The following is a 9,623-nucleotide window of genomic DNA, read 5'->3' on the forward strand; positions in this document are numbered from 1 at the left end:
CTTGCGAGATCAGGAAGCGGAGGCTCCGAAACTTATACTTTCTATCTCTTAAAATAGTCCCCACGTGCCAAAAACCTCCTGAAAAAGAAAAATCGCCTGCAGTCATCTTACAGAGCGGTCTTCATGATATGTTATAACATTTTCGCACGATCGGTTAAGTAGCAACCCCATGCTGTATACCTCCACTGCTTTCCAAAAAATCAGACCGCTCCACACCATACAAATCATAGCGCTGATGCGAGTGATTAATCGATTGATAGACCTGCTCGTACCGCTCATTAGCTAATTTGACGTATGGCAGCTTTTCCACTGCTCTCTTTGACCGGATGTTCTGGATGCGGATCTTCAAAAAGATCGTTTCAATATCCTGTCCAAGAAACAATTCAGCCAAAAATGCTTCCTTTGCGCGCTGGTTATATCCTTTTCCAAAATAAGGGGCCCCAATCCAAGTTGCAAGGAAGCCTGTTCGATGATGGATTTGATATAGATCAATGGTGCCGATGGGATGGCCGATGTCGTCAAGAATCGTTCTGGAGATGCACGTCCCCTGCTCTTCCTCAACGATCAACTGCTTGGTGATGAATAAGTATTCCTCATACGATTGGCATGGATAACGGACATAGGGAAAAACGGCCGGAATCCGTCATCAGTTTGTACAGTGCATGGCATTCGTGTAAGTCACGTTGTTTTAACATGTCATCGCCACCCTAGTCCTTGTGATTAGCTATACTCAACGCTCTAAGTATATAAAAGGACTTGGTGAATTGGATGAATGCTGCATTTTCCAGATGTAAAATCCGTCTTAAAAACTGAATTTCGCTATGCCCTGCGCACCGGATTTTACCGATCGTTCAATCCCTTGCCATCGAGGATTTGCTGTGTACATTTTTCGATCCGGGACTCTCGGGTTTTGGATTGCTTGGGCGCCGAAAAATAATACACGTACGCTCTTTGCCGACCCGGCGTCAATGCTTCAAAAGCAGCTTTCAAGGCAGGGTTTTCATCTAGTTTATTTTGAAACTCTTCAGGAATATCGAGTTGTGTTTCCTCGATGATATCCTCTTTCACACCGGATTGTTCGACTTCAATGGCTTCCGCAATATAAGCTCTCAAGATGGGTTCCAGCTCGATGATTTCTTGGGTATCATTAAACCGGAGCTGGCGCCCTACTTTCGTATTCTCACCGGTTTTAACCAGAATGCCATGGGGATCTTGTAGCATGTAGCCTTTAAAAAACAGAAGCGCCAAGTAGGCTTTAAATCCCTGAATGATCACGATGTTTCGCCCCTGTGACGTGTAACAAGGTTTGCCCCACTTTAATTCTTCGGTAAGCCCACAATCAAGCAGGATCTCTCTCAATTTCTCCGTTTCTTCAAGCCACATCGTGGCTCTGCCTACATATGCATCTACTTTGGGATTCATTTTATTTTCCATTATTATGCTCGTTCCTTTTCTCGCAGCGGAATTGGTATATATCTATATTTGTTAACAGAAAGCTGGTGTCTGATACAGGGGTTTTATCCTCTGAAAATAAACAAAAAATCCGCAATCTTCATTGCAGACGTAGTAGTTCGAGTTTGTCCAGATCTATATTGAATTTGCCATTTATTAAGATATCCAATCCTAGTAATCCGTTAATCGTATGATATCTGAATGAAGTAAAGTCCAATTGGATATTCCTTAAGGTGTATTCTCCTACCTGGAACGCTTCAATTTTCTTGGTGAATGCATGTTCTTTTCCTCCGATTCCATAACTGGTTATGATATCATCTTCTAGGGTGACCCGAATACCGATATCATCTACTTCATCCTGTGAAATCAAGGTGTGGCTTGCTCCTGTGTCTATAACAATATTATTGTTTTCTTTTGTCCCTTGAAATGCACAGTCACCTCTGTAAATAATACCTATCTCTATATTCAATTTTCATTTAAGGTATCTCCTCAGGCCAACGTTCTTCCGAATTTTCACAATAACCTGATCCTTTGATGTGTGATAAACCAAGGTTTTTCCTTTACTATTTAATAATTCCTCTGTCGCTTATTCATCTCTAATAGGCCCTATTACAGCCACATCATCAATAATTTCTTGGCAATCTTTCTCTTCGGAATGAAGAATTTCAAACTTTACAAATTGGTTTGGGAAGATTTGCTGAACTTCTTGCCACTTCACGTTAGATCCCTCCAAACGTTTTAAATATATTGTATCATCTATTAATAAGCCTTAAACAAAATTGTTATCATGTGCTGAGATTTTTTCAAAAAGTGTCCCCTCATCGTTTCGATTAGCATACCAATCCTTTTCGGTTATCAGTAAACCAGTGACATTCGTTTGATCTGTAATAAATCTTACAGTTACGCTGATATCATCCAGATAAAATTGATCAGTGTCTTTCGGCCTCAACCTTTTGTTTCCAAAAATCCACAATCCATCTTGGATGAGTTCTACTGAAATCTTGAGATCCATTCCCTGATGATGATATAAACCTGAGTATTTCCTGAGCAATGAAGTTTCAAGAATGGGATCGGGAACATATTTCAAATCGAAATTTTCAAGCGCTTGTTTTTGATACGTCTCGTAATCTGCGGACGAGTTCTCGATGATCTCTACTGGGATGTTCAATTCCCGAACAATCTCATTGGCAATTACGGCATATTCCAAAAAGAACGAGATGTGCGACTCGGGACCTTGCTCTTGCCGGTTTCTAAAGTAGGGCTCGTCTTTATATTCATCATGTTTTCGCAGCAAATACTCTCTACCGCCGCGCTGCTCGATCATTTTATTAATGGCTGCCAATGCATCTTTCTGGTAAAAGTAGATCAAATTACAGTTTTCCTTACTCAACCGATCACTCACTTTATGTACCAATGACTTAATAAGCTCTCTTTCCGCTTCTTTATGGAGCAAATGAACCATCGGGCTCTGCAAAAATGCAGATTCCATCACAACCACTTCTTCTTTAGGAAAACGATCCAGAAACTTAGACCATCGATCATAATAAGCTTCAAGGAACAATGTGTTATCTTCGTGACCGGTAAACTCGATAATCGGGTGATCATAAGTGGTTTCAAGATATAATCCGCAAGGGATCCCATTTCGTTCAAATTGATTGGCCAAAAATCGGGCAAATGTGGATTTGCCTGAGCCAGGAATGCCTTCAATGAGTATAAGATTCTTCTTCATGGAATCATCCTTTAAAATGGATTATGGATGGGGCACACCAAGGGGCCGTCAGTCGGCCCGCGATGTGAATGGTCTTCGACTATCTCAGATAGCCTTTTCGCTCCCAATACTCAATGGCGAACGTTTCCGCCTCGTAGGGAGCTCTCCCTTCAAGCAAGCTCCGATTGAGCGAAAGCAGCGTTCTCTCGGCCATGCGAAAGAGCCAGCAGGCGGTCTTCAGCTTGTCCGGATCCCAGAGGGGAAAAGCCTTATGTTCATACCCATTTTCAGCCTGGTAAAGGATATGGACGTATTCCGTTCCATCCGCATCTTTTTCAAGTACAAAATGGTAGATATCCATCTCCTCTCCTTTTTCTCTTGCTACAAGAAAGCAGGGCGACTTTTCCTCTCCATCGCGCACCACGCCAGGCTGCCTAAACGCAGTGTATATGCTGCCGCTCCAGAATCCGCTTTTATCATCGTCATAAAAGTCATCATACGGTTCAGCAAGAGGCAAAGAAAGGAGCGCTCTGACTCGTTCCGGACGGATGAATCGGCGATAATATTCAAACACGGACACTTGCGTCAGCAATGTGCGCCAACCGTTTTGCAGAAGGAGATGGATATCGTTCGGAGAATGAGCGTCCAGCGCGTGCCATTCCGTGTCTTCCCCTTCAATGTAGCGCCACCTGATGTTCAGGCTCAAATCCTGGTTTTTCGAACGCCGGACCCATCTGCTTAGTCGTCGATCCTCCTGCTCAGTCTCTTTTATCAATGATCAAGATCGAGTCTGTCAGCCGACACAGGTTCACGATGCTGATTTCAGCATTTTCAAACCGGAAAGGGATGTCGATTTCGCTTGCGGCAGTGACTTTATCTGGCACAATGACCGAATGTCCTCTTTCGAAATGTTCCAGCATTCTTCCCTGTACAGCATGACTTCTTCATCGGTCTGGATCAGGCAGTCCTGCATAAACACCTCTTGAAGCAGGTCTTCGTCAAGGTCATACCCGTTCCCGAATTCGTCCCACTCGCTGATTCGAAGCTTAAAATTCTTCTCCCCATGAATCGATACATGATACTCTTCGGTATCCATGAAAAGAAGGGCAGCAGCATTTCCTGCTACCGTCAAATCGCCGTGATTATAATCCCCCCAGAACAACTCCGACACCTGCAAATTGCCTGTCACATAAATCTCCTGACCACCAACCACCATATTTCTCGCTTGGAGATCGCCTAATACGATAAGTCCCGTTGCACCATCGGTGTCCTCATTATAAATATAGGAATCAACGACGAGATTGCCGTCCACCAAGACGATAAAGACAGATTCCTCACCGAGAGGCTTATCCAGATTCAAGCTATCGAGCCGAATATCTCCTCGAGTAGTATGACGGATTCGTTTTCGAATTCGCCGTCGTTTCGTTCATTGCGAACATAGGCCCAACTGTCCACTGGCAGCAAATGTTTGATTTGTGAAAAAGGCAGGATTTTATAATTCATGATTCTACTCCCTAACGGATTAAGTTTTTGATTTCAACATCATAGAAAGATCATATGTTCCATAGTCCAAGCAAGGATCGGCGTCAGTCGGACTGCAGCGCGAATACCATGTTATCTGATGTATGACCCTTTCTGAACTGCTCATGAAAATACCAGTCATGTATCTTTTCCTTATCTGTCATTTGATCGATGTCCTTGTTCAATTCAATCAAGATATCGTGTGTCCATTTGTCATTTTCATAAAAACAACGGTGTGGTGTTCATAGCAGTTTGCGTCGTCTATGAAACGATGTATGCTTTTAGGAATGATATCCGCGATCCCGTTATTTTCCGGGTGCATAATCCACTCCAAGCTCTTCCAGTCCAGGATTCCTTCTGGTGTCTTTATGGGAGTCTCATAGATGAAATCGGACGGTAACTCAGCGAAATAAGCATACATCCCGCCGGTTAACTTACCATCTACAATCCAAGTTACAATACCCTTAAAATCAATGGATTCCAGGGCAATCCCTGTCTCTTCCTCGATCTCTCTCAGCGCAGACTCTCTTGGCGATTCGTTCTCTTCGATTTTTCCGCCCACGCCATTCCACCTTCCCATCCAACTCGGCTTTTCCCGGTTAAGGAGTAGAATTTGATCGTTTTGTTTAAGGAAGCAAATGTTGTATTTAAACATGGATAACCGCCTTTCAGACAACGTATAAAGAGAATTCGCAAATCAAGGCTTAAGCACGCAAATTGAAACGCCATTATGTGATGAAATTGCCATTTTCGTTTATCTTTCAATCCAACTTTCTGTTCCTAAAATTAATCCACAGTTTGATACATTTTTTCATTATATTATTATATAAGTAATAAAGACCAAGTGCAGCAACACTTGGTCAGTACAATTGGCTTGGATGGTTTATTCCCTCCTGAGTCGAATATGAACAAAACCCGCCTTCGGCCTCAACCTTTGGGTGGGTTTTTACTTTCTCTTGTTGTTATTATTGATGTATGTTTTCTTAAGCAATGCAAATATGGCAGTATCAACAAACTGATTTCGCCAATAAAAATGTTCCTTCAGTATCCCTTCTTCGCTAAATGCGGCTTTCTCAAGCACCTTCCTTGAATTCACATTCCCCGGTTCAACGAAAGCCTCGATTCGGTTTAATCCAAATTCGCGGAACCCGAATTCAATCACCCTCTGAATGGCCTCGGTCATAAAACCCTTACCCCAGTAATCTGGTGTCAGTTCATATCCAATTTCAGCTTTAAAATGATGTTTCATCCAACCATGATATCCACATGTGCCAATGACACGGTTTTCATATTTTAAAGTAATCCCCCAGCGAATGCCTAGATTTTTCTCAAATCTTTGCTGCCACCTATCAATTAATTCCTCGGCTTGTTTAACATTCGTAAAGCTCTCCACATCATAAAATTTTGTTACTTCATCCAAGGAGAAATAATGAAAAAGGTCGCCTGAATCCTCTGATGTAATCTGTCTTAGAACCAATCTTTCCGTTTCTAATATGGGAAATGAGGTCATCCTCTCTTCTCCCTTCATGCTGAGTAACGTAACTTATCCCCCGAACGCAATTCTATACCCATCAATGTCTTGAATCGTGAATTCACTAAAAAAATCATTCAAATCCGGACCTTGTACAATGGGGATTTCTTTATCCTTGATCTCTTCTAGCAATTGTCGAACATTTGTATAACAAAAAGCATCAAAATACAGTCCGCCCTTAACTGAAGAAGAGGGTCTTACATCTTCCGGATCGGCTGCTTGATGAAGAATAAAGGTTACTTTATCTCTTGTCATATGTACATGTTGGACAACCGGACCACCAACGAGTTCATAACTGAAACCGAGTTTCTTATAAAAATCGATCGATTTTTCAATACCCCTCACAAGTAAGACCATAGATGGTCCGGAAAATGCAGCCTGATTCATCTTCGAATACCTCCACTTATAAATTGGGATTGTTAATATCGAACAATCCTCTGCCAATCAAATTTGCTGTAACAGGCTTCTTTCCGATCTCTCTTGCCCATACAGACAACTGACCGATGTGGTGGATTTCGTGGGCGATCAGGTGCCGCATAACCTCGCCGTATGTATGGGCTTCTCGCTCCCCTTCATCCGTAATATCGATCATAATACGGTCTTCCAGGCTGTCGCTCCAATTATAGACAAATGGAGCAAGCTCTTCGTGGCAGCGTGCAGAAAAATCTTTGATCTGCTGCACACTGGCCACTTTCTCAAACGGAGGGATTTCAACTGCTTTTTCCTGGATTCCGCCGCATATCCAGCCATACTCGACCGCCACAACGTGATACAGCGTGGGAAGGAAGTAGCCTAACCCGCCGGTGCGTTTTTTCAGCAGCTCCTCTTCACTCACCGTATCGCACCAGTCTAACCAATCTTTACGAACCTGCCAGTTATACTCGAATAGTTTCAGCATGCGAGGGGCCTCCTTAATATCTATAGGTACCTAGAAATCATTTTTATCAATTAACATTATAGGGGCAGACGGTACAGGTGAATTACCATCCCAACTCAATAATCCTACTGCAATTAACTTATTATTACCTTTTACAATATCATGCAAGTTTTTATCGGGTGGTAAACTTTTCAACAACCATTGATTTCCATCACTAGAATATAGGAGTCCAGAATTGCCCACAAAGAAGAACTGATTATCAATAATATTCCCTTTAAATCCGAGTCCATGAACTTTAGCAACGGGATTCCAATTTTGACCATTATTCGAAGACCAAATCATGGATCCATTATCATCCAAACCACCTAAAGCTATAAATTTCCCTTTACTATACGCTACTGATGTTAAATACCCCATTCCATTTTTAAATGGAATGTCATTACTTACCCATGTTTGCCCGTCATCTGATGATGCAACTGAATATGGACCTACCGCAACAAACTTATCGCTGCCAAAACATACACTCCAAAAAGTTGTCCAGTATAAATTGTTTCTATCGTGTTCCCATGTTATCCCATCCATAGAACTAAATACTCCAACTGAGCCTACCGCAATGAATGTACCATTCCCATATGCGACACTAAATAGATTGTTATCCTTGCCGATGTCCGTTTCGGTCCATGTTAATCCGTTTATAGAAGAATATATTTTGTCGTTACCTACTGCAACAAATCGTCCATTTGCAAAAGTTATATCATTTATAATTCCCATAGATTCATATTCAGTAAATTCCCAGTCGCGTCCATTTGGGGAATAAGCCACTGTTCCTTCACCCACAGCAACAAACACATCATTACCATGTGCAATTGAATTAAGTGCTCGGCTTTTACTAGATAGTTCCAACCACTCTCCCTTTAGCTCATTAGCAGGTTCTATATATTCTAAGTTATTAATTAAATATTTTCCCATAAGAAAAAATGTAAAAATAGCCATCAGGAATATAAAAAAAGACTTCTTCAAGGACTCACCTTTAATAAATTTATTTTAAATTATTATCAGTTTTCCGGAAATTTCACATCACTTTCCAGTATTAAACAAGCAAGCTAACCTTTAAATAGTTCTTATCCTAGATCTAACCAAAGCCACACAGCGTGAATTCAATGTTATACTTTTTTGCGCTTTCCCTTAAGTTTGTTACATAATTCTACTTTTCCTTCAAATCATACATTGTAAATTCATTACTCCTATATTCACCGATGTTTCAATATATCCCTCGATCTGAATAGAGCTAAAGACATTTAAAGGTTCATCGATTCTGTGTTTGTCATAATCCATGTCCCCTAGAACATGCGGAACAATGTCAATGGCTTCTTTGGCCTTAACCTCCTCCAGGTCAATGACCTTAGGTGAACCACTGATCGCTTGCCTCATTTCTTCCGTACACCCACAGTGCTCTAACAGTTTCCCATTCAGTAATCTGAAATCATTGTGATACAGTGGATATACGCCTGCGTCCGCCTCCATACGATTTCTCAACCAGGGCATATAAAAACCCTTCAACCACTGATCGTCAGCAATTAGATGGGTGAAATATCCAAGCACATATGGGTTATCCGAATATGGTTTATACTTATTGAGGAATCCATGATAGTCTATGTACCGCGTATAATTCTGATGTTCACCCCTAAAGAAATGGGACTCATCCTTTGCTTGAACAGCATCAGGAGCAACGCTTCCAAGTAAGAACGAAGCGCGATCTTGGATATTTAATTTTTCAGCAATTCTATGGCCAATAATCAGGTGCATGATTCTGGATCCCATAATGAATATCACCTCAATTGATTGTGTTTCACAATGCGCCCGCTCCTAACTCTATCTGGCTCGTTTATGATTTAACAGTAAATGTAAACTGATAAACACTGGATATCTCTCCACCAAGTTTTTTATAAAATTCAACCGCGTGTTGATCAATTGCATCTGCTTGAACAAAAATTTCATGGATTTGCTTTGATTTACAATACTCGACTAATTCCTTGACCAGACGGCTTCCTATTCCCTTACGTTGGTCATTTCCTCCTACCGCTATGTCATATAAATACAAACTGGAACCTATTCGATCATACATGGGCAGCTCATATCCGGTTAATCCGCCAATAACCTCATTACCTTTTATTCCAACGATACAAATAAATAAAGGATTTGATAAAAGCTCCGCAATATTAACATGATTGACGAAGTCCGTATTTGGTGATTCAAACTCCTCATTGAACAGCAATACTAAATCAAAAAATATCGATTCATCACCTACTTGCAGCTTCTTATATGTAACATTTTTATCCATGTTTACCTCCAACTCATTGAGTTATCTTAATGGATATTTCAGTTCGATGTCTTGCCCTGTTATTTCATCAATAAATATATAGTTATGATCAGCACCTATAATGCAAAGAATTTTCTTACCTTGACTAGAATTGACGGTATTTCTTACGCGCTCTATCATGATTTGATTCCGGATCTTCCATCGAAAATTAAAC

12 protein-coding genes and 2 pseudogenes are annotated in these 9,623 nt (G+C 41.1%); all 14 read right to left on the reverse strand.

Annotated features, from left to right (window positions below):
* Positions 1-154: 154 nt before the first annotated feature.
* The 14 genes and pseudogenes from CPT76_RS33430 to CPT76_RS33495 all read right to left on the reverse strand — a co-directional run bounded on the left by CPT76_RS33430 (position 155) and on the right by CPT76_RS33495 (position 9,430).
* Positions 155-695, reverse strand: a pseudogene (locus tag CPT76_RS33430) (GNAT family N-acetyltransferase).
* A gap of 145 nt (positions 696-840) precedes the next feature.
* Positions 841-1,434, reverse strand: coding sequence for a YdeI/OmpD-associated family protein (locus CPT76_RS33435; protein WP_181153221.1), 594 nt, complete (start codon positions 1,432-1,434; stop codon positions 841-843).
* Between the two features lie 118 nt (positions 1,435-1,552).
* Positions 1,553-1,822 (reverse strand): pepsin/retropepsin-like aspartic protease family protein, encoded by a 270-nt coding sequence (locus CPT76_RS33440; RefSeq protein ID WP_258169046.1) that lies wholly within the window; start codon positions 1,820-1,822, stop codon positions 1,553-1,555.
* A 102-nt stretch (positions 1,823-1,924) separates the two neighbouring features.
* Positions 1,925-2,170, reverse strand: a pseudogene (locus CPT76_RS33445) (hypothetical protein).
* A gap of 51 nt (positions 2,171-2,221) precedes the next feature.
* Positions 2,222-3,181, reverse strand: a complete 960-nt coding sequence (locus CPT76_RS33450) for a P-loop NTPase family protein (RefSeq protein WP_105445968.1) — start codon at positions 3,179-3,181, stop codon at positions 2,222-2,224.
* Positions 3,182-3,260: 79 nt separating this feature from the next.
* The gene (locus CPT76_RS33455) at positions 3,261-3,734 is read right to left on the reverse strand and encodes a hypothetical protein (protein ID WP_181153222.1); all 474 of its coding nucleotides are present in this window, start codon (positions 3,732-3,734) and stop codon (positions 3,261-3,263) included.
* A gap of 234 nt (positions 3,735-3,968) precedes the next feature.
* Positions 3,969-4,520, reverse strand: a complete 552-nt coding sequence (locus CPT76_RS33460; protein ID WP_105445970.1) for a hypothetical protein — start codon at positions 4,518-4,520, stop codon at positions 3,969-3,971.
* Positions 4,521-4,871: 351 nt separating this feature from the next.
* Positions 4,872-5,336, reverse strand: coding sequence for an NUDIX hydrolase (locus CPT76_RS33465; RefSeq protein WP_105445971.1), 465 nt, complete (start codon positions 5,334-5,336; stop codon positions 4,872-4,874).
* 291 nt (positions 5,337-5,627) lie between these two features.
* On the reverse strand, positions 5,628-6,191 hold the full coding sequence (locus CPT76_RS33470; protein ID WP_105445972.1) for a GNAT family N-acetyltransferase: 564 nt from the start codon (positions 6,189-6,191) through the stop codon (positions 5,628-5,630).
* A 33-nt stretch (positions 6,192-6,224) separates the two neighbouring features.
* A complete protein-coding gene (locus CPT76_RS33475) occupies positions 6,225-6,599 on the reverse strand; it encodes a VOC family protein (RefSeq protein WP_105445973.1) in 375 nt (124 codons plus the stop codon).
* A 16-nt stretch (positions 6,600-6,615) separates the two neighbouring features.
* Complete coding sequence (locus tag CPT76_RS33480) at positions 6,616-7,110, reverse strand: DinB family protein (RefSeq protein WP_105445974.1); 495 nt, start codon at positions 7,108-7,110, stop codon at positions 6,616-6,618.
* 30 nt (positions 7,111-7,140) lie between these two features.
* Positions 7,141-8,109: a WD40/YVTN/BNR-like repeat-containing protein gene (locus tag CPT76_RS33485; protein WP_105445975.1), complete on the reverse strand. Its 969-nt coding sequence runs from the start codon at positions 8,107-8,109 to the stop codon at positions 7,141-7,143.
* 195 nt (positions 8,110-8,304) lie between these two features.
* Positions 8,305-8,910, reverse strand: coding sequence for a zinc dependent phospholipase C family protein (locus CPT76_RS33490; protein ID WP_105445976.1), 606 nt, complete (start codon positions 8,908-8,910; stop codon positions 8,305-8,307).
* A 64-nt stretch (positions 8,911-8,974) separates the two neighbouring features.
* Positions 8,975-9,430 carry a GNAT family N-acetyltransferase gene (locus CPT76_RS33495; protein ID WP_105445977.1) on the reverse strand — a complete coding sequence of 152 codons (456 nt, stop codon included), beginning with the start codon at positions 9,428-9,430 and terminating at the stop codon, positions 8,975-8,977.
* Positions 9,431-9,623 lie beyond the last annotated feature (193 nt).

The organism is Paenibacillus sp. AR247 (assembly GCF_002968895.1).
GTDB classification, from domain to species: Bacteria; Bacillota; Bacilli; order Paenibacillales; family Paenibacillaceae; genus Paenibacillus_AQ; species Paenibacillus_AQ favisporus.

Bases quoted from the DNA above. Each gene is read 5' to 3' on its own strand.
- CPT76_RS33435 (WP_181153221.1), bottom strand. From the start codon at position 1,434: ATGGAAAATAAAATGAATCCCAAAGTAGATGCATATGTAGGCAGAGCC.
- CPT76_RS33450 (WP_105445968.1), bottom strand. From the start codon at position 3,181: ATGAAGAAGAATCTTATACTCATTGAAGGCATTCCTGGCTCAGGCAAA.
- CPT76_RS33465 (WP_105445971.1), bottom strand. From the start codon at position 5,336: ATGTTTAAATACAACATTTGCTTCCTTAAACAAAACGATCAAATTCTA.
- CPT76_RS33470 (WP_105445972.1), bottom strand. From the start codon at position 6,191: ATGACCTCATTTCCCATATTAGAAACGGAAAGATTGGTTCTAAGACAG.
- CPT76_RS33475 (WP_105445973.1), bottom strand. From the start codon at position 6,599: ATGAATCAGGCTGCATTTTCCGGACCATCTATGGTCTTACTTGTGAGG.
- CPT76_RS33480 (WP_105445974.1), bottom strand. From the start codon at position 7,110: ATGCTGAAACTATTCGAGTATAACTGGCAGGTTCGTAAAGATTGGTTA.
- CPT76_RS33490 (WP_105445976.1), bottom strand. From the start codon at position 8,910: ATGGGATCCAGAATCATGCACCTGATTATTGGCCATAGAATTGCTGAA.
- CPT76_RS33495 (WP_105445977.1), bottom strand. From the start codon at position 9,430: ATGGATAAAAATGTTACATATAAGAAGCTGCAAGTAGGTGATGAATCG.